This is a genomic window from Acinetobacter sp. GG23 (genome assembly GCF_057766365.1).
Window position 1 is genome coordinate 243,986 of the sequence record NZ_JBYMDJ010000004.1, and the last position, 23,292, is coordinate 267,277.

Below are 23,292 nucleotides of genomic sequence, written 5' to 3' on the forward strand. Positions count from 1 at the left end.
AGATTCCTAATTCAAATATCGGGCTTATTGTACGTGATTTTGCACATGAACATAGATACATGATGAAAGTCGTGTGTTACCTAATATCTGATGAATGCTTAAAAATCAAAGTCCGAGCTGTTGTATGATCAGATTAATAAGAATTGAGAACGAGATAAGATGCACAAAGGGCAGAGCGAAATCCGGATGATTTGGCTGATGGTATTGATTATTGTCGGTGTGGGATCTTGGTTTTTAGATGTACACATATTTACATATTTATGTGGCTTAGCCTTTGTCATGAGTGTGATGCAATATGTCGATGCCATTCAAAAACCGGCAGCACAAATTGTTCTAGAAAAAAATTCTTCTTACCCAGAAACGTCTAAAGTACCTTTATATCTTTCTTCAATTGTTGCCGTTGTCGGGGGCATTCTCGATTGGAAGTTTATTGTAGGGTTGGGTATTACCACGTGGATTTTTTTCTTTCTGAGATGGTTGCGCCGTGTAGAAGGTCTATTAACTCAAATTCAAACGCGATTACAGCAAACGTCAATAAACTTATCTTCTAATGCCGAAAACCCACCCGCTCAACGTTCTCACTCTCCAACTGCTCCCCATTCATTAGAATTGATTGACCAGTTAAAGCAGTGGATCTTTCAAGGAAATCCTGTTTTAAAAGCAGCAATATTGGTGCTGGTGATGGGCATCGTATTATTACTACGCTTTGCCACCGAGCATTGGCAACTCAGTCTTGCACTAAAACTGGCGATTGTGGCCGGTGTCAGTACTGCAGTAACTGGACTAGGCTATTGGTTACAGGCTAAAAACCGCAGTTTTGCATTGGCTTTGGAAGGCTTGGGTTTGGCCGCATTATTTCTAACCTTATTTTTTGCCTATTACAATACCGTGATTCCGACCTTGGAAATCGCAGCAGTGTGTTTTGCGGCAATTATGTCCGTGACACTGGCCCTAAGTTTAAAACAACAATCGATTGAACTGGCCTTAATGGCGATGATCATTGCCTATATCGCACCATTTACCCTGCCGGTTCGCAATGCGACTGCGATCGAATTGATTGCCTATTATGTGGTGATCAATCTGGCTGTTGCGGTATTAAGTACCTTACGACCCTGGAAAATCCTCAATCAGATTGCTTTTTTAATGACGGTGATTGTAGGAGGCGGTTATGCCTTTTATCAGGGGCAAGAATTTGAGAAAAATACTTTAACTTTCTTGGTTGCAGTGCATACAACAATATTTGTCTGGCTGAGTTTTCGTTTTAGTCAGCTGATTGCCAAAGAAGACCTTGCGCAGTTCAAGCTGAAACCTGCTTTAGATATTGCCCTGATTTTTGGTGCACCGATTATTGGATATATTTTTATTTACTTAATGCATTTTGAAGAGATGTTTTGGCAAGCTGGAGCAAGTCTGATCTTTGCAGCCGTTTATGCAGGCTTGTATCTACTTTCAAAACGTAATCAGGCAGTGCAGCTGATTTCACAAAGTTATTTTAGTTTAATGCTGATTTTCTTGGCTTTAATTCCGCCCATTTTGCTTGCTGAACAATGGAGCGTGATTGGCTGGGCGGTTGAAGGGCTGCTCATTTTTAGCTATGCCCTATATCGAAAATCGCAGATCAGTCGTTATCTGGCCATGGGATTACTGATCGTGGCTGGCTTATCCAGTCTTTATTATCTTGTTGAGCTGAGTGAATTTCCACGTGAAATGTATTGGGGACTATGTCTGAGTTATTTTGCCGTGGTATTGGTCGCCAATAGCCGGGAGACATTTAGAAATCAATTAAGCAACTCTACCATCGCTTTTCACTGTTTGCAGATGCTGTCTGCAACCACGATGTTGATTGTACTATTGCTGGATGAAATTGAGGGTCCTCATCAGCAGGTGATGAGCCTGTTGATTGTCAGTGGATTGTATCTGCTGATGAACGAGGTCATGCTACGCTGCAAATCGACCTGGTCTTGGTTATTTCCGAAATGGCTCGGTCTAATTCCCGTCTTTGTTTTTGCACTGATTATTGTGATTAATCAAAGCAAGCACGGGATCATTGTTTGGGAAACTATATTCAATCGGGTGGGTTTTGCACTTTCCGGTTTAATGTTGATCGTGTTATGGCTGCGCCCGATGTTGGGTGTGCGAACTGAAAAAGAATGGGTCAGTTTCGGGGCTTTGATCAGTCTTGCCATGACCAGTCTAACCTTGCTTCCGAGTATGCCTTATATCAGTGTCGTGATTTTGCCTTTGCTGTTCTGTGCTTGGTGTTATTGGCAGATAGATAATCCGGATTGGAAAATGTTCTGGCAAGCGCGCAGTACTTTGCTGCTGATGGCAACCTGGATTGTCTGCTCACAACTGTTTACCGAGCAAGCATTCCAAGGCTATTTCTTGCCCATTTTGAATCCATTTGACCTGGTGAGTATTGCCATGCTGGCCGGCTTTATCTGGATGTTGTCCTTGCAGCTTAACTCAGGTCTGGATAAAGGCATCGTCGCGGTGTTGATGGTGCTCAGTCTGCTTTGGCTCAGCAGTTATATTGTGCTACGTGCATTACACATGTATTTGGGTACGCCGTTTAACGAACTGGCTTTATGGGGAAATGGCACGGTCCAGCTTAGTCTGACTTTACTTTGGGTGAGCTTGGCCTTTATGACTATGAGCCTCGCCAGTCGTAAACAATTGCGTTCGGTCTGGATTCTGGGTGGCAGTATTTTGGTGATGGTGACCTTGAAATTGGTGCTGTTTGATTTGTCTTACATCGGCACTTTGAGTCGGGTAATTTCATTCTTGGGCGCAGGTTTTGTCATGTTAGTGATTGCTTATATCGCGCCGATTCCGGAAGGGGAAAAAATAAATCCCTCATCCAGACCTTCTCCCTGAGGGAGAAGGAGAATTTCCCTCTCCTCTATAGTAGAGGGTTAGGGAGAGGTAAAAATAAATCGGATTGAGATGAACGAGAAAATCTATTTTAAATCCGCCTCTCGTTTCGCTTCCTTAGCATTGGCATATTGATCAATATCTTCTTCAGTTAAAGGCTGCACAGTTGCAGGTCGGTCGACAAAGCCCATTTTTGGTACCGGGATTTCAATTTGATTGTCCAAGAAACCATTACGGATGCGTTCCTGGATTTCATCACGAACTTTTAAAAAGTTTTCATGATCACACCAGATCGCAAATAACAGTTCAATGGAGGATTCACGGAAAGCGGTTACTGTCACTGCCGGCTTGGGGTCAGCTAAAACCAGTGAATATTTGTTGGCCACATCCAGCAGGACTTCACGTACTTTAATGATGTCTTCATGAAAGTTGATGGCCAGAGTAATCGGAATACGCCGGATTGGGAACTTGGACAAGTTGTAAACGGGCGCACGAATCAACTGTTCATTCGGTACACGCACATAAACATTGTCTTGAGTCAGCAGTTTCACCGAAAGCAAGTCAATGGAAATTACTTCACCTTCGATGGTATGACCACGAATCAGGGTCATTTGTACCGTATCGCCAATTTCGAAAGAACCCTCTCCAATCAAAAATAAGCCACTGATTAAGTTTGAGGCAGAGGTTTGTGAAGCAAAACCCAAGGCTACCGTTAAAATACCGGCCGCGCCTAAAAAGACACTCAGTTTAAAACCGGCTTCTTTAAGGCTTGCCATCACAAAAATCAAGAAGATGAAATAGAAAATGCCACGTCGCCAGACCAGACTTTGATGTGCATTAAAACGTGAACCAATGGTGCGGATAAAGGCATTTGATATAAAGCGGGCAATCAGAAAACCAATCAGCGACAAAATTACAGCCACTAAAATTTCAGTCAGGCGTTCAGTATTGATGTTGGTGAAAATGCCTTTCACGCTTTGAGTAATTTCTTTTGGAATATTGGAATCTGCCATAGTGCTCCCTAGAAAAATGAATCAAACATATTAAACAAGGCAATCGCGGGAGCACGAGGCGGATGTACATACATCACTTCACCTGCATGCGGCGGTGTGCGGTTTTCAATACGAATGCGCGGGGGACGATCCAGCCCTTCATGCAACACTTTAATTTGTGAAGTCCATAATCTTCCGGTACTTTCACTATAAAAGAGCGGCAAGGCGGAAACAGGCACATTCATCCGGTCAAAACGTAACTGTTGATGGCTGGTGTTATGAAATTCAATCGGAGTCACAGCACGAAAGGCGCGAGGTTTTAATTGATGCAGCTCTGTACGCCCATCCACTGCTGTGGCATAGCAAATTTCCCCCGTACGATGATTTGGACCAAACCAGGTATCTTTAGGCAGAATTACCGGAATATCAAATAACGGTTCGCGTTGTCCCTCGACAAAACCGGCAATCCATAACGGGGTACTAATATATAGCGTACCGCGTTGTCCGGCAGGAATATAAATCGGATCCACCGGTTTAATCACCACCGAGCGGTCGGCTAAACGCGGCATCAATTGAATTTTATTTTTGGTCGATTTGAACATATAGCGTTCCACTTTGACAGGTTGTGGAAAACCAAAATTTGGATCTTCAATTTCATGCCAACTTTGCTCATAGTCATATTGAACTTGGGGACGATGAATCTCCATGCGCCATTCTTGCAGACTGCGGGTCAGACGAAACAGCAGTGAACCAAACTGCCAAGCTTTAGGCTGATTGAGTTCAAAGGTGTATTCACCCCACCATTTTAAATTCGGATATTCCGGTTCGATCAATTCATTGCTTTCAGACAACGGCATATTTCCTTTCTTGCTTAATCGGTAAAAACAGACTTCACGCTGTCTTATGCTTAGAGTACACTCAAATCAATTTATCCATCATTATAAACTTTGATGCAAATACTTAAACAATTACAAATACCCTATAGTTTTGCCAAACGTCACGGCATATTGCTTCGTTACGAAGGCGATCAGGCTTTTATTGTACGCCGTGAAAATACTTCCATGCTGGCGATACAGGAAGCGCGCCGCTATTTAGGTCATCCAGCACAGCATCAATTATGCAGCGAACAAGAATTTCACCAATTGCTCAGTTCCAGCTTTGCCGGAGATACCGGTGAATCGCAACAAGTGGCAGCCGGTCTGGAAGATCATCCTGATTTACTCAGTTTGGCGGATTCGGTACCTGAAACCGAAGATTTAATGGATCAGGAAGATGATGCACCCATTGTGCGACTGATTAATGCGCTTTTATCTGAAGCGATTCGCGTCGGTGCATCCGATATTCATATCGAATCATTTGAGAAGAAATTATCGGTACGTTTACGGGTCGATGGTCAGCTACGAGAAATTGTCCAACCACGCCGTGAACTGGCACCGTTATTGGTATCGCGGATTAAAGTCATGGCCAAACTGGATATTGCTGAAAAGCGCGTTCCGCAAGATGGCCGTATCTCTTTAAGACTGGCTGGGCGTGAAGTTGATGTTCGTGTATCCACCTTGCCATCGTCACATGGTGAACGTGTGGTGATGCGTTTGCTGGACAAGCAAGCCGGACGTTTGAATATGACGCATTTGGGCCTGATGCAGCCTGATTATGAGCGTTTAACCCATTTAGTGCATCGTCCACATGGCATTATCTTGGTGACCGGACCAACCGGTTCAGGTAAAACCACAACCTTATATGCCGCATTATCTGACCTGAATGATGGCTCAAAGAATATTTTAACTGCCGAAGATCCGATTGAATATCAGCTGGAAGGCATTGGACAAACCCAGGTGAATACCAAAGTGGATATGACCTTTGCCCGTGCTTTAAAAGCGATGTTGCGTCAGGACCCTGATGTGGTGATGGTCGGTGAGATTCGTGATCTGGAAACTGCCGAAATTGCGGTTCAGGCCTCCCTTACAGGTCATTTGGTTTTGTCTACACTGCATACCAATACTGCCATTGGCGCAGTCACGCGTTTGAAAGATATGGGTATTGAACCATTCCTGCTGGCCAGTTCTCTGATTGGGGTAATTGCCCAGCGTCTTGTACGCACTTTATGTCCACGTTGTGCAACATGGCATGATGCCGATGCATTTGAAACCGAAATTTTTCGGCATTTAGATGTGTCAACTGAACTTAAACTGCCTCAACCGAAAGGTTGTGACCACTGCTCGCATACCGGATTTATGGGACGTACGGCTATTTATGAAATTGTCCCTGTAGATGATCAAATGCGCCGTTTAGTGCATGGTAATGCTGCAGAATATGAACTGGAAGCTTATGCACGTAAGCAGTCAGGCTCGATTCGTGATGATGGTTTACGCAAAGTACTGGCAGGCAAAACCACTCTGGAAGAAGTATTGCGCGTCACCAATGAAGCAGCCGATTAACACGAAATACTTTTGCCTTTCATTTTTTGATCAATTGCCGAACTTACCAAAGCTCGGCAATTTTTTTCATCAGTTGTGCACGAAATGGAGCAGCGGGATTAGCCGCATTGCGCCGAGTTTCATTTTCATAAAATTTCTGCCAAGTTTGCACCATCTCTAAAGTCACCTCTTGGATTTTAAGTTTTTCGACATCTTCTTTGTTTATGTTATTTAGTCGCTTTTCTGCACCCATAGGGCCAGTTCCCCAGCCAATAATCCCTTGTCCAAATTCAGGTAATTTCATGTTGTTCGGTGTAGGAGGAATTTCTAAACGCTGAATGTCTGGATTGACTAGAGATTTGACTGAAGGGCTTATGTTTTCAGAAATACTGATCTCTGCAAAAGATGTGCTTGCGGTAGAAAGCAGGAGGGAGCTTATCAGAAGATATTTAAACATGAAAAAAACCCATTATTGCAAATAAGAATCATTATATATTTTAAGCTGAGTTTTTTATATTTTTTAATTATGAATTGAGGGATAAATCCTATCCTAAAATGATCAGTTCGATTTTAGGATAGGATTAAATTTTACTTAAGTAATCACATTGCGAGTCACATCAATATTGCCACGTGTCGCGTTGGAATAAGGGCAAACAATATGCGCGGCATCGACCAGTTTTTGCGCTTCTGTCTGATCCATACCTTCTAAATGAATATTCAAGGTTACTTCAATTCCGAAACCTGTCGGAATTGGGCCAATTCCAACTTCCCCTTCAATATAAGCATCTTTGCTGATATTAAGTTTATCGCGGTTGGCAACAAATTTCATCGCACCGAGAAAACAGGCTGAATAACCTGCTGCAAAAAGCTGTTCAGGATTGGTACCACCACCTGCACCGCCCATTTCCTTCGGTACAGCTAATTTTACATCTAAAATTCCATCGGAAGAGGTTGCACGTCCATCACGTCCGCCAGTTGCTTTGGCTTTTGCTGTATAGACCACTTTTTCTAAAGACATTTTTATAATCTCTGTAACTTTTATAGGAGTTGTTATCGTGTGGGATTTTGATTGAAGAATAAGCAGTTGTTTTGTAATTTTATACAGGAAAACTTTAAATTTAACGCTAAATAGAATTAAAAATTAATTATTTTACGATGCTGAATCAAAGGCATGGATGTTCGTACAGTTTCTTGTTCATCCAGATCAAAAGGCACTGTAATTAAGCTCGCACCTTCACTCTGGATGATGTCTAAAATTTGACCGCGACTATTGCTGGCACCTGCATGACCCCAGGTTTGACGTTTTGTTCCATGCCAACCTTGTTGTGCGGCACCTAAAACATAGCATTGGCTATCCATTGCACGTGCCTGAAGGAGCAATTGCCAATGCATTTGACCGGTAGTGTAGGTGAATGCCGCAGGTGCCGTCAGGATATGGGCATCTTGACTACGTAAAGTGAGTGCGAGCTCAGGAAAACGCAAGTCATAGCACACCATTAAACCAATATTGCCGAAAGGTGTTTTGGCAACGACGACATCTGTACCGGGTTCAAAGAATTTCGATTCCTGATATCCACCCACAGCATCACCGACTTGCACATCAAACAAATGAATCTTGTCATAACGCACTTCAGTGCGTTCAGGACTAATACATAAACTCACCGTACGTACACGACCATCAGTAATAACAGAGCCATCTGGACGGAACGGGCATGGGAGAGTGCCCGCCACAATCCAGATTTGATATTGATGCGCAAGTTTTTCCAGGCGATGTTGAAGGGCTTCAAACTGCATTGCTGTTTCACGCTGTTTTCCACCTGCAAAACAAATAAAGTTTTCAGGGAAAACAATCAGCTCTGCACCATCTGCTTTACTCTGTTGTATTAGTGATTCGATCACGACGAAATTGGCTTCAATATCATCTTGGGAATTCATTTGTACAACAGAGAGTAAAGTCATGTGATGGCTCTAAATAATAATTTTTATACGATTTGTTGAGACACTTTTTCTATGGTGTCTTGTTCTTTTTGCAATTGCTTAACCAAAGGCTCGAACATATTTTGGTTATTTTCGTTCAACTTCATCAGGGTTTTATGCGCATCTAAAACAGTGGTTAACATTACATTATGAGTAATGTGTTCTTCCATTAATTCGAGAGTGCATACTTTCGGATCACCGCAGTAATTCAGGATCACAAAAACCTGACCCAAGCCCATGCTATTGGCTAAGGTGGTAATATCCGGATTGGTAGATAGCATGACTGCCTGAATTTGGTGAGTTTGCTTCAACTTTAAACCAAGCTTGGCAAGTATGCCTAAAACAGTACTATCAATGAACGTGGTTTGGGTTAAGTCTACGATTGCCCCAACGACATTTGATTGCTGTTCAATTTTACTAAGGAGTTTGTCTAGACTGATACAAGATTGGGCACGCACTTCGCCAATAAGCTTAAAAATATGCGTTCCATTCAAGCTTGCATATTCAACATGACCTGTTGACATATAAATGCCATTTGCAGAGAAGGATTCTAAAATTATCACATAGGGCCACTACAGACTCAAGTAGTCTAGGGTCGTATATCGCTTACTTGAAAGTTAACGTATTGATTATATAGTTAATTCATTCGGCGTAAACTTAGGATCGCAATATCATCTGCAACATGTTCCGGTGCCTGGAAGGATTGATTCTGTAAGTGGAAGACTAATTTTTCAAATTGTTCATTCAGTCCACCATCAAAAGGTTCAAGAGCGCCATCTGAACAAATAATAAACCGGGCATGACGATTCAACACGCATTCAAACTCTTCAACTTCAAGATCTTCAGTAAGTCCCAGAGGAAAACTGCTGGTATTTAAAATTTGCGGTGGTTGGTTCGGTTCAAAGATGATTGCAGGGGGATAGTGTCCGGCACTTGACCAACGCAGCTGATGCGTTTCTAAATTTAAAACCCCTGCAATCATAGTAATATGCTTTTCGATATTTTCTTGAACCAGCATTCCGTTGAGCTTTTTAATCAACTCCCGCGGGGTTTTAGAGCGGCCATGAAAGGCAGCCATCCAAGAAGTCAATAAACTACTGGTGACGCCATGTCCAGAAACATCCGCCAGATAAAACATAATTTCTTTATCGCTGATTTTCCAGTAGTCATACCAATCACCTGATAGATATGCAGAAGGTTGAAACAAGGTTTCAACTTTATAATTTATCAATTCAATGGGATTGGGAAGCAAGCACTGTTGTAAGTATGCCGCTGAAGGGAGGTCGCGACTATCTTGATTCCGCTTGTATTGCGCATCAATTTTAAGTAAAGCTTCTTCTGGATCACTCGGCAATTTATTCCAGATCCAGCCCGCTAAAGCACCCAGCTCCCAAGCTTGGGCTAAAGGGGTGCCTTCATTTTCAAAAGCCAGCACAATTGTGGGTAGCGACCACTGATGCGTCAAATAGTCTTGTACATCCGCAATGGCTAAAATTGTGGGATCATACAAATCAATATCATCTATGTGAATCATTTGCACACCGGGAAGCGTACTTAGAACCTGATCTAAATAAGGAATATTGCGAGTCGGTTGAATGAAATACATAAAGAAATTGTATGTTCCTTAGGGTGATAACGAATAGCTTTACTATAACAATCTAATCATCAGCAGAGAAAGATGCTCTGCTGATTATATGCCAATAAATAAAAAGACTTATTTGGTTGTTGGATCTACATCTTGTTGTGGTACTTCATCTTCAGGGGTGTCTAGATCATCTTCAATGAACATGGTTTCAGGATCGAGTCCTTTCTTTTCAGCAATAGCAAAATTTTTACGTTGCAGATAAATATCACGAATTGCCGCATATTTATCACCTTGTAAAACATCTTCTATATCTAAAAGTTGTGACCGGGCATCAATCCCACGTAAAGATTGCTCTGCCCAATAAAGACCATCATGATCTTCCAGAAGGTATTTTTGTGGGCGTGCTTGACCATCTACAACTAAACCAGCAGTATCGCGGAAAGTACTTGGACCGAAAACAGGCAAGACTAAATATGCCCCAGAAGGGATTCCATAATAGCCTAATGTTGTACCAAAATTTTCTTCTTCAGTAGATAGGCCAAGACGTCGAGCAGGGTCGGCAAAGCCTAAAGTTGTGAGGGTATTAATAGTAAAGCGTCCTAAAGATTCAGCAGCACGAAGAGGGCGACCTTGAATCAGTTGATTTACTACATTCCAAGGTTCACCTAAATTTTTGCGGAACTGGCGATATGAGCCTCGAACGTCAGTGGGTACTTTATTCTTGTATTGAACGGCTAAAGGACGAGCCAAATGACGATCCAGAACATCATTAAAAGCAAAAATTTGTCTATTTAAAGGTTGTAAAGGATCTTTTTGGCTTTCCGGTTGAGTAGCATTGGCATTTACTTTCAAATCTTTTGCAGTAACATTTTTTAATTCTTTTAAGGCTTCAAGACGTGGATGCTGAACAGATTGTATTTGTTGTGTAGAAGAAGATTCTAAATCTGTTGGAGTAGAAGATTCAGAATTATCAAGTGAATCATTTGCAAATACCGGAGCAATCAATCCAAAAGAGAACAGGCTAGCCCAAAAAAAACGAGTGTGACGCATAAAAAATCCTAGAGCTCGATAATAAGCCGGTGCTTAAAGCTAAAAATACGTAATAAAGTATATTAACAGTTCTTTGATAGAGGGTATTAAAACAAATTTGATCAAAATGTGTAGGAAAAAAAGATAAAATGATTAAAAATTATCCTGATGATTTGAAAAGTTAAAAAAGGGGGTTGCAACCCCCCCGAAATACTGTAGAATGCACATCCATCGGCGGTGATGTTGATTAAAACTTGTTGAGAAACAAGGATTTAGCCTAAAGGGTTTAAATCTGGAAGTCTTGAAGAAGTTGAAAATTAATCAATAAAACCTGTTGACTTTCTTTAGATAGAGAGTAATATAGCCGACCTAGCTTGCTGCTGATGAAGTTGCAAGACACTCATTAAGAGATTATGAAGAACAACTTGTGTGGATTTTTACCGGTTGATTGATCGAAATTATTTTCATTGATTGATGGTAAGAATTACTCGAAGTTTATTTGAGAAATATTTGTCAGAAAATTGATGAGCCAAGATTGGTGCCCTTTAAGGCACTAAGCAATATTAAACTGAAGAGTTTGATCATGGCTCAGATTGAACGCTGGCGGCAGGCTTAACACATGCAAGTCGAGCGGGGAAATGTAGCTTGCTACATTACCTAGCGGCGGACGGGTGAGTAATGCTTAGGAATCTGCCTATTAGTGGGGGACAACATTTCGAAAGGAATGCTAATACCGCATACGCCCTACGGGGGAAAGCAGGGGATCTTCGGACCTTGCGCTAATAGATGAGCCTAAGTCGGATTAGCTAGTTGGTGGGGTAAAGGCCTACCAAGGCGACGATCTGTAGCGGGTCTGAGAGGATGATCCGCCACACTGGGACTGAGACACGGCCCAGACTCCTACGGGAGGCAGCAGTGGGGAATATTGGACAATGGGGGGAACCCTGATCCAGCCATGCCGCGTGTGTGAAGAAGGCCTTTTGGTTGTAAAGCACTTTAAGCGAGGAGGAGGCTACCTAGATTAATACTCTGGGATAGTGGACGTTACTCGCAGAATAAGCACCGGCTAACTCTGTGCCAGCAGCCGCGGTAATACAGAGGGTGCAAGCGTTAATCGGATTTACTGGGCGTAAAGCGTGCGTAGGTGGCCAATTAAGTCAAATGTGAAATCCCCGAGCTTAACTTGGGAATTGCATTCGATACTGGTTGGCTAGAGTATGGGAGAGGATGGTAGAATTCCAGGTGTAGCGGTGAAATGCGTAGAGATCTGGAGGAATACCGATGGCGAAGGCAGCCATCTGGCCTAATACTGACACTGAGGTACGAAAGCATGGGGAGCAAACAGGATTAGATACCCTGGTAGTCCATGCCGTAAACGATGTCTACTAGCCGTTGGGGTCTTTGAGACTTTAGTGGCGCAGCTAACGCGATAAGTAGACCGCCTGGGGAGTACGGTCGCAAGACTAAAACTCAAATGAATTGACGGGGGCCCGCACAAGCGGTGGAGCATGTGGTTTAATTCGATGCAACGCGAAGAACCTTACCTGGTCTTGACATAGTAAGAACTTTCCAGAGATGGATTGGTGCCTTCGGGAACTTACATACAGGTGCTGCATGGCTGTCGTCAGCTCGTGTCGTGAGATGTTGGGTTAAGTCCCGCAACGAGCGCAACCCTTTTCCTTATTTGCCAGCGGGTTAAGCCGGGAACTTTAAGGATACTGCCAGTGACAAACTGGAGGAAGGCGGGGACGACGTCAAGTCATCATGGCCCTTACGACCAGGGCTACACACGTGCTACAATGGTCGGTACAAAGGGTTGCTACCTCGCGAGAGGATGCTAATCTCAAAAAGCCGATCGTAGTCCGGATTGGAGTCTGCAACTCGACTCCATGAAGTCGGAATCGCTAGTAATCGCGGATCAGAATGCCGCGGTGAATACGTTCCCGGGCCTTGTACACACCGCCCGTCACACCATGGGAGTTTGTTGCACCAGAAGTAGGTAGTCTAACCGCAAGGAGGACGCTTACCACGGTGTGGCCGATGACTGGGGTGAAGTCGTAACAAGGTAGCCGTAGGGGAACCTGCGGCTGGATCACCTCCTTAACGAAAGATTGACGATCGGTAAGAATCCACAACAAGTTGTTCTTCATGATAATTAACTGATTGGTAGCTTGCAGAGCTTAGCAACAGGGTGGCGTAGAATACGCTGCATTGTTATTAAGCTCTGTGATTTATCACAGTGTTTTAAACCTGACCTGACGAAGGCAAGTTTATTCATTAACAGATTGGCAAATTTGAGTTGAAATAAATTGTTTAACTCGTTTCAAACAACCTAACAAGCAATTGTGAAAGTTGAATGAAATGAGAACTAGCGATTAACTGAATCAAGCGTTTTGGTATATGAATCTAATAGAAGCTGTGCAGTGATTAAATTCACAGTACTTCAAACTGTATGTTGATTGATCTCCTTGTAGGATCAAGCGACTGTTTGGGGTTGTATAGTCAAGTAATTAAGTGCATGTGGTGGATGCCTTGGCAGTCAGAGGCGATGAAAGACGTAATAGCCTGCGATAAGCTCCGGGGAGGCGGCAAATATCCTGTGATCCGGAGATTTCTGAATGGGGAAACCCACTTAGCATAAGCTAGGTATTGCATGATGAATACATAGTCATGCAAGGCGAACGAGGGGAAGTGAAACATCTCAGTACCCTTAGGAAAAGAAATCAATTGAGATTCCCTTAGTAGCGGCGAGCGAACGGGGAAAAGCCCATTAAGTCATATAAGTTCTAGTGGAATGCTCTGGGAAGTGCAACCGTAGTGGGTGATAGTCCTGTACACGAAAGGGCTTATATGATGATGTCGAGTAGGGCGGGGCACGTGAAACCTTGTCTGAATATGGGGGGACCATCCTCCAAGGCTAAATACTCCTGACTGACCGATAGTGAACCAGTACCGTGAGGGAAAGGCGAAAAGAACCCCTGTGAGGGGAGTGAAATAGATCCTGAAACCGCATGCATACAAGCAGTGGGAGCCGGCATTGTGTCCGGTGACTGCGTACCTTTTGTATAATGGGTCAGCGACTTACATTCAGTAGCAAGGTTAACCGTATAGGGGAGCCGTAGAGAAATCGAGTCTTAATAGGGCGTTCAGTTGCTGGGTGTAGACCCGAAACCGGGTGATCTATCCATGAGCAGGTTGAAGGTTGGGTAACACTAACTGGAGGACCGAACCCACTGTCGTTGAAAAGCCAGGGGATGACTTGTGGATAGGGGTGAAAGGCTAATCAAACTCGGTGATAGCTGGTTCTCCCCGAAAGCTATTTAGGTAGCGCCTCGGACGAATACCATTGGGGGTAGAGCACTGTTTCGGCTAGGGGGTCATCCCGACTTACCAAACCGATGCAAACTCCGAATACCAATGAGTACTATCCGGGAGACAGACTGCGGGTGCTAACGTCCGTAGTCAAGAGGAAAACAATCCAGACCGCCAGCTAAGGCCCCAAAATTATAGTTAAGTGGGAAACGATGTGGGAAGGCATAGACAGCTAGGAGGTTGGCTTAGAAGCAGCCACCCTTTAAAGAAAGCGTAATAGCTCACTAGTCGAGTCGGCCTGCGCGGAAGATGTAACGGGGCTAAAACTATATGCCGAAGCTGCGGATTTACACGTAAGTGTAAGTGGTAGGGGAGCGTTCTGTAAGCCGATGAAGGTGGATTGAGAAGTCTGCTGGAGGTATCAGAAGTGCGAATGCTGACGTGAGTAACGACAATGCGAGTGAAAAACTCGCACGCTGAAAGACCAAGGGTTCCAGTCCAACGTTAATCGGGGCTGGGTGAGTCGACCCCTAAGGCGAGGCCGAGAGGCGTAGTCGATGGGAAATTGGTTAATATTCCAATACTTCTGTGTAATGCGATGAGAGGACGGAGAAGGTTAAGTCAGCCTGGCGTTGGTTGTCCAGGTGAAAGGTAGTAGGCATGCATCTTAGGCAAATCCGGGGTGCTCTATGCTGAGAACTGATAGCAAGCTGTACTTGTACAGCGAAGTGGCTGATACCATACTTCCAGGAAAAGTCTCTAAGCTTCAGTTACACAGGAATCGTACCCGAAACCGACACAGGTGGTCAGGTCGAGTAGACCAAAGCGCTTGAGAGAACTCTGCTGAAGGAACTAGGCAAAATGGTACCGTAACTTCGGGAGAAGGTACGCTGTCGACGGTGATGGAATTTACTTCCTGAGCGGTTGACAGCCACAGAAACCAGGCCCCTGCAACTGTTTATTAAAAACATAGCACTCTGCAAACACGAAAGTGGACGTATAGGGTGTGATGCCTGCCCGGTGCTGGAAGGTTAATTGATGGGGTTAGCGTAAGCGAAGCTCTTGATCGAAGCCCCAGTAAACGGCGGCCGTAACTATAACGGTCCTAAGGTAGCGAAATTCCTTGTCGGGTAAGTTCCGACCTGCACGAATGGCATAATGATGGGGGCGCTGTCTCCAGCAGAGACTCAGTGAAATCGAAATCGCCGTGAAGATGCGGTGTACCCGCGGCTAGACGGAAAGACCCCGTGAACCTTTACTGCAGCTTGACATTGAACTTTGATCTTACTTGTGTAGGATAGGTGGGAGGCTTTGAAACCAGGACGCTAGTTCTGGTGGAGCCAATCTTGAAATACCACCCTGGTAATATTGAGGTTCTAACTCTGCTCCATAATCTGGAGCGAGGACCATGTCTGGTGGGTAGTTTGACTGGGGCGGTCTCCTCCTAAAGAGTAACGGAGGAGTACGAAGGTGCGCTCAGCGTGGTCGGAAATCACGCGTAGAGTATAAAGGCAAAAGCGCGCTTAACTGCGAGACCCACAAGTCGAGCAGGTACGAAAGTAGGTCTTAGTGATCCGGTGGTTCTGTATGGAAGGGCCATCGCTCAACGGATAAAAGGTACTCTGGGGATAACAGGCTGATACCGCCCAAGAGTTCATATCGACGGCGGTGTTTGGCACCTCGATGTCGGCTCATCTCATCCTGGGGCTGAAGCAGGTCCCAAGGGTATGGCTGTTCGCCATTTAAAGAGGTACGCGAGCTGGGTTTAGAACGTCGTGAGACAGTTCGGTCCCTATCTACCGTGGGCGCTGGAAATTTGAGAGGATCTGCTCCTAGTACGAGAGGACCAGAGTGGACAAACCTCTGGTGTACCGGTTGTCACGCCAGTGGCATCGCCGGGTAGCTATGTTTGGAAGGGATAACCGCTGAAAGCATCTAAGCGGGAAGCCTACCTCAAGATAAGATTTCCCAAGGACTTTATGTCCTCTAAAGAGCCGTTGAAGACTACAACGTTGATAGGTTGGATGTGGAAGTGCAGTGATGCATGAAGCTGACCAATACTAATTACTCGTGAGGCTTGACTATACAACACCCAAACAGTTGTATACTTCAAAAGATTGATCAGCAAAATGCTTGATTTAGTGAAGCGTTAGTTAGACAATGTTCAACTCAAACAGCCCAATCTGTTACAGATTTGGAAACACAAGTACGGCATGAGGAACACTGTTCCGCAAGATAAGACCCGAACGTATCCATAACAGTTGTGCTGGCGACAATAGCAAGAGTGAACCACCTGATCCCTTCCCGAACTCAGAAGTGAAACCTCTTTGCGCTGATGGTAGTGTGGGGTTACCCATGTGAGAGTAAGTCATCGCCAGCTCATTATTCCAAAAGCCCCGCTTAAATAGCGGGGCTTTTTTTATGCGGGAAAAAAAGAAGGAATTTGATACAGCACTTTTTCTTGCATTAAGTATGTTGAAGAAAATAACTATCGAATTTCTTAGGTCAAATCTTTACTGTTAGAAAATGACAATATTAATCCTTAGGTACTTCTAAGTGCTAGAAGTTGTTAAGGGGGACGACAGCGCTAATTTACTTTTTATACCTCATTTTAAAATAGGTGGTTGTTGTAAGCTGGTGCAAATGAATTAATTAAAGCTTTGATAAATAATTAAGAAAAAAATAATTAATATTGATCTTAAGGAATTGTGCTATACACTCCTTAGCTTTTGGACTACTCCTAGCAGAATCTGAACTTTTTTAAATCGAATATTTGAAGTCCTTCATTTTTTTTAATTATTTATTATTAAGTTCAAAGAATTAACAATTATTTGTCATCCGAAAAACCATTCATTACCACTAAATAGAAAATCTATCGCAGAACCAGTAACTTTTAATTTCGTGGTGTAATTAACTTGATATTTTAATTGGTTGAAAAAAGATGAATAGATACCAGTAGAAGTTACTATACCATCTATATCTACATTTCTATCCCCCATATTCCTTACGTAATATAGGGTTCATACATCCTTTTTTTACATTATTGGTGACTTATTTCAGAAATTTGAATTCAATCTATCTAAATTTTTTAAAGCAAAAAAATGTTTGAGAATGTGTTCCTCTCTGTTAGTCATTGAAGAAATTTTATTCATTGTTATTGGGCGATAAATGTTCATATTTTAATAACTTTAAAGTTTTCTTTTTCTCATTAAAACGTAATAAAATTCATTTGCTTAGATGCTTGTCATATTACTAGTAGATAGATTATTTCAGTAATGCCCATTAATAGTATTGCATACTCTATATTTGTCTTGATAAAAAATCTTCAAAGTAGGCATTTAGGGATCGACTTAACTATGCTGTTTGTATGTAAAAATCCTAGGATTTAATGTCCTAAATCCATGGCAGCTTGCAATATATGGTAAAAGCTCGACCATAGTTCTTTGGCTGTAAGCTGCATCAGTCAGCAAATCTGCTCAGTACAATCTTATCAAATGGGCATACAGCAGTATTAAAATGGTTGAGCAGTGAATAGAAGGCTTCAAAGACGAACTCTATGCTGATTACGGTAGTATCAGCCAAGAATTAGAAGAGTGGAGAATCAAGATTTTGATTTAATTAAATATTCTATTAAAAATAGGTAAGCTTTTAGTTTATCCAAAGCAGATAAATATCATTTAAAACCACGCAATAAATTAGAAACCTTATTCAGCTTGTTAAAGGAAGAATTTTACCTATTAACCAGTACATTTCGTAGTATTATTGGCTATTTATCCAGAATCTATGCCTCATTATATTATTAGCTTTATGATCAAAATAAGCCGAAAATCCAAATTTTGGGGTAATTGGCTTAAACAGGAGTCGGGTTATATTAATATATAGGAGGTTGTTAATTATTAGACCTTTTTCATAAAGCATTTTTTGCTCAGTTTTATGTCGTAAATTTTAGCAATTAAATTGAATCTCAAACTGAGTCTTTTATCTCTGTTTTGATAACGTTCCACAAAGGATTTTGAAGGTTTCTAGACTGCCAAATACCTGTTCAATCGCTACTCTTGTTTTATTTAATTCCCGGTTACCGTATTTAGCGCCGGATCCAATTTGCACCGCGTCTTGGCTTTTAAGGGCAACAGGTGCTTGGAATACACCTTATAACTCCTTTGATAGCCTTTATCTGCAAGGATAAAACAACCTGCAAGGAATCTGCTGTAAATTAGGGTTGAATAGCTTGAAATCATGCACTGTACCACGGCTGGCACATAAACTCTGTATTTGCTGAGTCTCGTAGTGAATCATGGCTTTTCCTTAAAAGGTATAGGGCTTTTTTTTGCCGCGATAGCTTTGTTCTATTTTTAAGCCATTGGATGGAAATTTCTATGGCATCCATGATCACAATATCCCAATCAATGTCTTAGCATTTTATTTCTAGTTGAAAGTATATAAAAGGAAAACTCTTCGGTAGATTAAACAGATTTGACTGAATCAGGTAGTTTTCAACACGACGTACAGTTCATGAAGCTGTTGGCTCTGAGGTGATCTGTCTTTGTTAAGGACATGTAGTTCTAGTTGCTCAACGCCTAAATAGAAGGTTGAGCATGAGTGCCGGTGTATTACTTGAACTGTGTTTCAGAACGCTTCTTTGAGCCGATATATTTCATACGCAGATTATGCATGAATAGGGTAAATCTTTTGGTCTGGATAATAGTGAAAAAAACGTTTATTTTTTGATTGATAAAAGATATCTATCCTCTATATTTATTATTTATAAATCTAAATTGCCGAATTATTTGCAAATAAAAATCGCCATTTAGGCGATTTTTGTTTTTTAAACTAATCTCTTAACTCTTTTAGTTGAACATTTGAGTTGCTGCAGAATATAAAATCCACAGAATAATAATGGCAACTATAGGTTCGAAAATTTTTGCCCATACTGGAACTGTAGTATTTGCTACTACTACTGCATCGTGTTGATCTTCAGTAACATCAGTATGTTTTTGACTAACCATTTGATTAAACTCCTTCATTGTCGAGTCTAATGATATATCTTCTTGCACAATCGGTTTAGAACCTTTCAACTCTAACAGATCATTTGTTAACCAAACCCAATCAGGAGCCTGACCCGAGAGGTGTTCAATTTGCCCTAAAAGGAGTTCATGTAATCCACGGACTTCAAGATTACCAATGGCATTCAGTTGATGAAGCTCAGCTAGTTGTAATCTTAATATTTCGGTAACCGTTGGTTCTAATTCATTCTTAGGCAGGGTAGATTGGTTTTTTGATGAAGTGGTTAGATGGCGCGCAACCTCTTGAATAAAGAGTTCATCAGGTGAAGAGATTTCTTGATAAACTTTTTTGTCATCAGAGCGCCAAAGTGTAATCAGTTTACCCAAAACGAGCGCATTTATCTCTGATAAATACTCTTTTCTCTCTTCTCTAGAATATTGTCCAAGAAGCTGAGGCTTTTGATTGTTAATCTGCTCAGCAAAATATTGTACTAAATCAAAAGCCATCAATTTACTCCATATTATTTTAGTCTAATAACCGCAAGCTCGGTTTTTTCTTAGGTTGTTCAGCTTCTTCTGAAAGTGTTGTCGATTCTAAAGTATCTTCAGGGATTTGGATATCCTGATATTCATTTGGATCAAAAAATAAGCCTTGACTGTTTTCACGTGCATAAATGCCCATCACTGCATTTAAGGGTACATAGATATCACGTGAAACTCCGCCAAAGCGAGCGGAGAAGGTGATTGCATCATTACTCATATTCAATTTATGTACGGCATGAGGCGCTATATTTAAAACAATCTGGCCATCTTGAATAAATTGTTCCGGAACCAGGGTATTGGGTTGTGTGGCATCAACAAGTAAATGTGGGGTAAGGTTATTATCACAAATCCACTCATAAATTGCACGGGCGAGATAAGGTCGGGTGGGAGTGAGGTTTAATTCCTGATCAGACATTGAAAAATACTCTATTGATTCACTAAAATTTCACGATATTTATTTTTTTCCTGCATGGTCATAGACTTGCTAAAAGCAGGACGAGTAAATATACGCTGGCAATATAATAAAATGGGGCGGCAATGTTGTTTAGGGAGTTCAATCCCCATTGAATGTAACCGTAAAAAAATTGGCGCTAACATGCAATCTAAAATTGTAAAATTTTCTGACATGAAATAGGGAAAATGCTGGAATAGTGGTGTCAGGGAGATCAGTATGTCGCGCAGTTGTTTTTGCGCTTTGGCTTTATCTTTTTCATTTAAACTGTCAGAGTGACGTAACATAATATCTGCAAGTTGTAGCCAATCTTGTTCGAACCGCCAAATGTATTGACGCTGTTCTGAACGTGGCATGGGAGCATCGGCATACAACTTGTTTTGACGATAACGGTCATCTAGATATTCGGAAATAATGCTGGTATTGAACAGTTTAAGCTCATTTTCAATCAGCATCGGAACTTGGTTATATGGATTTAAGCTGGCGAGATCTTCATCGTCTTCATCTACAATAATCAGATGATATTTAATTTGCTTTTCGGCAAGGACGTAACGAATCCAGTGTGAACGAAAGTCATCTGCATGGCTATAGAGTGTAATTCCTTGAACAGGTGCGGTTTCGACGGACATAATCCCAAACAAAGCAAAAATGAATAGAATAGGATACTAAAATTCAACTTAAAAAGCACGAAGCATAAAAGATGAATCGACTGAAGAAGAGGTAGATTATAAGAAAAACGACTGGAGTAAGAAAATATGATAATTAAACTGGGTTTATTAATGCTTTTTATTTTAATAGGTTTTGCAAATTATTATCTGAGTAAATCTTTTTGGTTTCATGAGGGCGTATGGGGTAAAGATGTACATGAGCAATAAAAAATTAGATATTGCTCATAAATTTGCAGCACATAAAAAAGCCTTGGATAAACCAAGGCTTTTTGTCCACTTCGGTAAACGAATTAACGTTTAGAGAACTGAGGACGTTTACGAGCTTTACGTAAACCAAGTTTCTTACGTTCAACTTCACGAGCATCACGAGTAACGAAACCAGCTTGACGAAGAGCAGGTTTTAAAGTTTCGTCAGAAGCGATCAATGCACGAGTAATACCGTGACGGATAGCGCCTGCTTGACCACCAATACCACCACCAGCAACAGTGATGTAAAGGTCATATTTTTCAGTAACTTCTAAAAGCTCAAGTGGTTGACGAACAACCATACGAGCAGTTTCACGACCGAAATATTGTTCGATAGAACGGTTGTTAATTACGAGTTTGCCTGTACCAGCTGACAAGAAAACACGTGCAGTTGCGGTCTTACGGCGACCTGTACCATAATTAGTAGCCATGTGCTGTATCCCTTAGATGTCCAAAACTTGTGGCTGTTGAGCAGTATGAGGATGCTCAGAACCAGCGTACACTTTCATTTTTTTGATCATTGCATAACCAAGAGGACCTTTTGGTAACATACCTTTTACAGCTTTTTCTAAAACTGTTTCAGGTTTGTGTGCGATTAACTTTTCAAAGTTAGTCTCACGGATACCACCAGGGAAACCAGTATGGCGATAGTATTTCTTATCCTGAGCTTTTTTACCTGTTACAGTAATTTCTTCAGCATTGATAACAACGATGTAATCGCCAGTGTCAACGTGAGGAGTATAAGAAGTTTTATGCTTACCGCGTAAACGACGAGCGATTTCAGTCGCAAGACGACCTAAAGTTTTGCCAGAAGCATCAACAACATACCAGTCGTGTTGAACTTCAGCTGGCTTAGCGCTGAGAGTTTTCATTAAACCACTACCTATTATAGTTGGTTTGGACTATGGAATCTGTCCAAACAAAAGGAGACGCGATTCTAAACGAATACGTGAAGAATCACAAATGAAAAAGCAAATTTCAAGCGCTATATTGTATAGTAAAAATACCGTCATGCACAGAATAACCACAGATAATTTTTTAATTTTTCGACAAAGGGAAATGAAACGTCTTTAACGGCTTAAAAATTCAATTGAATCTAAATATTTTAAGCTTAAAAATGATGCTGGCTCAAAATATGCGAGTGAGTAAAGGCGTATATAATGGTGAGATTAGATTACAGCGTAAAAGAGACGGAATATGCTTCCCTTATATGTCACTAGTGGTGAACCTGCAGGTATTGGTCCTGATATTTGCCTAAGTCTGGCAATACGTATTGATGAACGTCCCATTGTCGTTTTAGCTGATATCAATCTATTAAAAAAACGCGCTGAAGTTCTAAATCAAACGGTTGAAATTATTGAATATGAAGGTCAATTAGAATCTTCAGGCCAAGGTCAGCTATATGTTGAGCATATTCCATTAAATACGGATGTTGTATTGGGTGAGTTGAATGCTGAAAATTCTGCCTATGTATTAGAACAACTCCGTCGTTCCGCTGATTATGCGATGTCAGGTAAAAGTGTCGGGGTTGCCACAGCACCGGTACAGAAATCAATTATTAATGATGCCGGCATTCACTTTAGCGGGCATACCGAGTATTACCAAGAGTTTGCGGGTGTTGAACGTGTAGTGATGATGCTGGCAACCAAAACTTTGCGTGTTGCCCTCGCAACCACCCATCTCGCTTTACGCGATGTTCCAGATGCTATTACTCGACCACGGTTACATCAAGTGATTGATATTTTGATTCATGATTTAAAAACCAAGTTTAAAATTGAGCATCCGCATATTTTGGTCTGTGGACTCAATCCACATGCCGGTGAGGATGGCTATTTGGGTATGGAAGAAATCGAAGTGATTAATCCGGTGCTTGAAAACTATCGAGCACAAGGGATTAATATGAGCCTGAGCCTGCCTGCAGATACCCTGTTTACTCCTGAAAATTTAAAAGATGCCGATGCGGTTCTGGCGATGTATCACGATCAGGGCTTACCTGTGTTAAAATCTCAAGGATTTGGTGAAGCCATTAACATTACTTTAGGCTTACCTTTTATTCGTACTTCAGTAGATCATGGCACAGCGCTCTCCCTTGCAGGTACTGGACGGGCAAAAAGTTCAAGCTTGCACGTTGCTGTCGATTTAGCCCTAGATTTGGCTCGCCATTGATTTTTAATTACTCACGTTGGAAATGTTTT

16 protein-coding genes and 3 rRNA genes are annotated in these 23,292 nt (G+C 41.9%); 6 read left to right on the plus strand and 13 right to left on the minus strand.

Translation table 11 applies throughout. The annotated features are described in order from the left end of the window. Positions 1-159 precede the first annotated feature (159 nt). Entirely contained in the window at positions 160-2,877 is a 2,718-nt protein-coding gene (locus AC3CAU_RS09480; RefSeq protein ID WP_447054052.1) for a DUF2339 domain-containing protein, read from the plus strand. A gap of 83 nt (positions 2,878-2,960) precedes the next feature. Here the strand turns inward: AC3CAU_RS09480 and AC3CAU_RS09485 are convergent, their stop codons facing one another. Together AC3CAU_RS09485 and AC3CAU_RS09490 are read right to left on the minus strand one after the other, a co-directional pair. Continuing rightward, positions 2,961-3,887: a mechanosensitive ion channel family protein gene (locus AC3CAU_RS09485; protein WP_425915609.1), complete on the minus strand. Its 927-nt coding sequence runs from the start codon at positions 3,885-3,887 to the stop codon at positions 2,961-2,963. An 8-nt stretch (positions 3,888-3,895) separates the two neighbouring features. Further along, on the minus strand, positions 3,896-4,717 hold the full coding sequence (locus AC3CAU_RS09490) for a DUF432 domain-containing protein (protein WP_447054053.1): 822 nt from the start codon (positions 4,715-4,717) through the stop codon (positions 3,896-3,898). Positions 4,718-4,816: 99 nt separating this feature from the next. On the opposite strand from AC3CAU_RS09490, the gene gspE reads away from it, so the two are divergent. Then, positions 4,817-6,304, plus strand: a complete 1,488-nt coding sequence (gspE, locus tag AC3CAU_RS09495; protein WP_447054054.1) for a type II secretion system ATPase GspE — start codon at positions 4,817-4,819, stop codon at positions 6,302-6,304. Between the two features lie 43 nt (positions 6,305-6,347). On the opposite strand, the gene AC3CAU_RS09500 is transcribed toward gspE, so the two are convergent. From AC3CAU_RS09500 to AC3CAU_RS09525, 6 genes are all read right to left on the minus strand, one after another. Then, positions 6,348-6,740, minus strand: a complete 393-nt coding sequence (locus AC3CAU_RS09500; RefSeq protein WP_447054055.1) for a DUF4951 domain-containing protein — start codon at positions 6,738-6,740, stop codon at positions 6,348-6,350. Positions 6,741-6,875: 135 nt separating this feature from the next. Continuing rightward, positions 6,876-7,301: an organic hydroperoxide resistance protein gene (locus AC3CAU_RS09505; RefSeq protein ID WP_447054056.1), complete on the minus strand. Its 426-nt coding sequence runs from the start codon at positions 7,299-7,301 to the stop codon at positions 6,876-6,878. A gap of 116 nt (positions 7,302-7,417) precedes the next feature. Then, a complete protein-coding gene (locus AC3CAU_RS09510) occupies positions 7,418-8,242 on the minus strand; it encodes a carbon-nitrogen hydrolase family protein (RefSeq protein WP_447054057.1) in 825 nt (274 codons plus the stop codon). Positions 8,243-8,265: 23 nt separating this feature from the next. Beyond that, complete coding sequence (gene gigB / locus AC3CAU_RS09515) at positions 8,266-8,784, minus strand: anti-anti-sigma factor GigB (protein ID WP_447054058.1); 519 nt, start codon at positions 8,782-8,784, stop codon at positions 8,266-8,268. Between the two features lie 113 nt (positions 8,785-8,897). After that, on the minus strand, positions 8,898-9,866 hold the full coding sequence (gigA, locus tag AC3CAU_RS09520) for an RsbU family protein phosphatase GigA (RefSeq protein ID WP_131216383.1): 969 nt from the start codon (positions 9,864-9,866) through the stop codon (positions 8,898-8,900). Positions 9,867-9,974: 108 nt separating this feature from the next. Further along, positions 9,975-10,895, minus strand: coding sequence for an MlaA family lipoprotein (locus AC3CAU_RS09525; RefSeq protein ID WP_447054059.1), 921 nt, complete (start codon positions 10,893-10,895; stop codon positions 9,975-9,977). A 544-nt stretch (positions 10,896-11,439) separates the two neighbouring features. Here AC3CAU_RS09525 and AC3CAU_RS09530 point away from each other — a divergent pair. From AC3CAU_RS09530 to rrf, 3 genes are all read left to right on the plus strand, one after another. Then, positions 11,440-12,977, plus strand: a 16S ribosomal RNA gene (locus AC3CAU_RS09530). Positions 12,978-13,374: 397 nt separating this feature from the next. Continuing rightward, positions 13,375-16,271: ribosomal RNA gene (locus tag AC3CAU_RS09535) — 23S ribosomal RNA — on the plus strand. Between the two features lie 180 nt (positions 16,272-16,451). Then, a 5S ribosomal RNA gene (rrf, locus tag AC3CAU_RS09540) occupies positions 16,452-16,566 on the plus strand. The 16S, 23S and 5S rRNA genes sit together here, the layout of an rRNA operon. A 2,467-nt stretch (positions 16,567-19,033) precedes the next feature. Here the strand turns inward: rrf and AC3CAU_RS09545 are convergent. The 5 genes from AC3CAU_RS09545 to rplM all read right to left on the minus strand — a co-directional run bounded on the left by AC3CAU_RS09545 (position 19,034) and on the right by rplM (position 21,969). Next, positions 19,034-19,696, minus strand: coding sequence for a hypothetical protein (locus tag AC3CAU_RS09545; RefSeq protein WP_131217700.1), 663 nt, complete (start codon positions 19,694-19,696; stop codon positions 19,034-19,036). A gap of 19 nt (positions 19,697-19,715) precedes the next feature. Next, complete coding sequence (locus AC3CAU_RS09550) at positions 19,716-20,147, minus strand: ClpXP protease specificity-enhancing factor (RefSeq protein ID WP_131217699.1); 432 nt, start codon at positions 20,145-20,147, stop codon at positions 19,716-19,718. 11 nt (positions 20,148-20,158) lie between these two features. After that, on the minus strand, positions 20,159-20,812 hold the full coding sequence (locus AC3CAU_RS09555) for a glutathione S-transferase N-terminal domain-containing protein (protein ID WP_131217698.1): 654 nt from the start codon (positions 20,810-20,812) through the stop codon (positions 20,159-20,161). Between the two features lie 329 nt (positions 20,813-21,141). After that, entirely contained in the window at positions 21,142-21,528 is a 387-nt protein-coding gene (rpsI, locus tag AC3CAU_RS09560) for a 30S ribosomal protein S9 (RefSeq protein WP_067864908.1), read from the minus strand. A 12-nt stretch (positions 21,529-21,540) separates the two neighbouring features. Continuing rightward, complete coding sequence (rplM, locus tag AC3CAU_RS09565) at positions 21,541-21,969, minus strand: 50S ribosomal protein L13 (RefSeq protein ID WP_004647928.1); 429 nt, start codon at positions 21,967-21,969, stop codon at positions 21,541-21,543. A gap of 325 nt (positions 21,970-22,294) precedes the next feature. Between rplM and pdxA the strand changes: the two genes are divergently transcribed. Further along, a complete protein-coding gene (gene pdxA, locus AC3CAU_RS09570) occupies positions 22,295-23,263 on the plus strand; it encodes a 4-hydroxythreonine-4-phosphate dehydrogenase PdxA (RefSeq protein ID WP_131217697.1) in 969 nt (322 codons plus the stop codon). Positions 23,264-23,292: the final 29 nt, after the last annotated feature.

Coding starts and splice junctions, on each gene's coding strand:
- rplM (WP_004647928.1), bottom strand. CDS start 21,969: ATGAAAACTCTCAGCGCTAAGCCAGCTGAAGTTCAACACGACTGGTAT.
- pdxA (WP_131217697.1), top strand. CDS start 22,295: ATGCTTCCCTTATATGTCACTAGTGGTGAACCTGCAGGTATTGGTCCT.
- AC3CAU_RS09545 (WP_131217700.1), bottom strand. CDS start 19,696: ATGGCTTTTGATTTAGTACAATATTTTGCTGAGCAGATTAACAATCAA.
- AC3CAU_RS09510 (WP_447054057.1), bottom strand. CDS start 8,242: ATGACTTTACTCTCTGTTGTACAAATGAATTCCCAAGATGATATTGAA.
- AC3CAU_RS09505 (WP_447054056.1), bottom strand. CDS start 7,301: ATGTCTTTAGAAAAAGTGGTCTATACAGCAAAAGCCAAAGCAACTGGC.
- gspE (WP_447054054.1), top strand. CDS start 4,817: ATGCAAATACTTAAACAATTACAAATACCCTATAGTTTTGCCAAACGT.
- AC3CAU_RS09555 (WP_131217698.1), bottom strand. CDS start 20,812: ATGTCCGTCGAAACCGCACCTGTTCAAGGAATTACACTCTATAGCCAT.
- gigB (WP_447054058.1), bottom strand. CDS start 8,784: ATGTCAACAGGTCATGTTGAATATGCAAGCTTGAATGGAACGCATATT.
- gigA (WP_131216383.1), bottom strand. CDS start 9,866: ATGTATTTCATTCAACCGACTCGCAATATTCCTTATTTAGATCAGGTT.
- AC3CAU_RS09550 (WP_131217699.1), bottom strand. CDS start 20,147: ATGTCTGATCAGGAATTAAACCTCACTCCCACCCGACCTTATCTCGCC.
- AC3CAU_RS09485 (WP_425915609.1), bottom strand. CDS start 3,887: ATGGCAGATTCCAATATTCCAAAAGAAATTACTCAAAGCGTGAAAGGC.
- rpsI (WP_067864908.1), bottom strand. CDS start 21,528: ATGGCTACTAATTATGGTACAGGTCGCCGTAAGACCGCAACTGCACGT.
- AC3CAU_RS09525 (WP_447054059.1), bottom strand. CDS start 10,895: ATGCGTCACACTCGTTTTTTTTGGGCTAGCCTGTTCTCTTTTGGATTG.
- AC3CAU_RS09500 (WP_447054055.1), bottom strand. CDS start 6,740: ATGTTTAAATATCTTCTGATAAGCTCCCTCCTGCTTTCTACCGCAAGC.
- AC3CAU_RS09480 (WP_447054052.1), top strand. CDS start 160: ATGCACAAAGGGCAGAGCGAAATCCGGATGATTTGGCTGATGGTATTG.